At 46.1% G+C, this 1,219-nt stretch carries 1 protein-coding gene; it reads right to left on the minus strand.

Annotated elements, in window-relative coordinates; all coding sequences use genetic code 11:
• Positions 1-18: 18 nt before the first annotated feature.
• Positions 19-1,139 (minus strand): IS3 family transposase gene (locus tag ACFVTB_RS27575; RefSeq protein WP_387756599.1). Its coding sequence is split into 2 segments (ribosomal slippage): positions 19-890 and positions 890-1,139, totalling 1,122 coding nucleotides; the frame shifts between segments, so codons are not numbered across the junction.
• Positions 1,140-1,219 lie beyond the last annotated feature (80 nt).

Here is a 1,219-nt window from a genome sequence, read left to right on the forward strand (position 1 = left end):
TGGATTGTCAACATTAAATTAGACAGCTTTTTTAAGGGCTACATGGCGATACTGGACAGGTGTCATGTACCCCAGTGATCCATGAATTCGATGCTTATTAAACCAGTTGACGTAGTCGTATAGTTCCAACTGCAGGTGGTCAAGGCTGTGGAACTCCATCTGATGGATGAACTCTGTTTTCATGACCTTGTAGGTAGCTTCAGCCACAGCGTTGTCATAAGGACAACCCTTCGCGCTTAACGATCGACCGATCTCAAAGGTTTCCAGAAGCCCGTCCATCTTGTCGTTTTTAAACTCACTTCCACGATCCGTATGAAACCACTGGATTTGGCTCAGATCGCCTTCTACTGTCGCAAAGGCACGCGAAACTAGAGCAGCGTCCTTATGTGGACCTGCACTATGGCCAATGATCTCTCGATTGAACAGGTCAATGAGGACGCAAATGTAGTGCCATCGATGTTGGACCTTCACATACGTTAGATCGCTGACCACGAAGCGCTTAGCTTCAGCTTGATCAAACTCGCGATCTAACACATTCGCCGTTATCGCCTCATTACAGGCTGTTTTGTGGGGCTTAAACTGGGCAATGGTATACGTGGAGACCAAGCCCTGCTCTTGCATGATTCGGCCTATGCGACGCCTGGAGACGATGAGTCCTCGTTCCTGGAGCTTGGCTTTAATCTTTCGTGTACCATAGGCTTTTCGATTCTTGTGAAAGATCTCTACAATCGCTTCCGTTAGCTCATCTTCATTTGGTTCTTCTTTCGCTTCATAATAGAACGTACTTCTTGCCATTTGCAGGACGTTGCACATTGCTGATACCGAGTATTTATCACGGTTGTTCTGGATGATAGCTACTTTCGTCCCATGATCAGCGCCGCTTGCTTTAAAATGTCGTTCTCCATTCGCAGTCGTTGAACTTCTTTGCGTAGCGTGTTCAACTCATTTTCTTCGGTTGATCGATTGTCCTTTTCTCTAAAGGAACCCGATGTCGTCGCTTGCTTGATCCACCGGTCTAAAGCCGAGGCTGTGAGGTCATATTCCTCCACAATCGCTGCTCTGGACTTCCCGTTTTCATAAAGCTGCACCATTTGTTTTTTAAATTCTGAAGTGAACGTACGTCGTTGTTGTTTTGGCATTGTAGAGATCCGCTCCTTGGCATAATAGGTCTATTCTACAAGCCCTTATTTTTATTGTCCAACTAAGTGTAGCCGATCCA

The sequence above is a fragment of the Paenibacillus sp. NPDC058071 genome, assembly GCF_042885235.1.
GTDB lineage: Bacteria > Bacillota > Bacilli > Paenibacillales > Paenibacillaceae > Pristimantibacillus.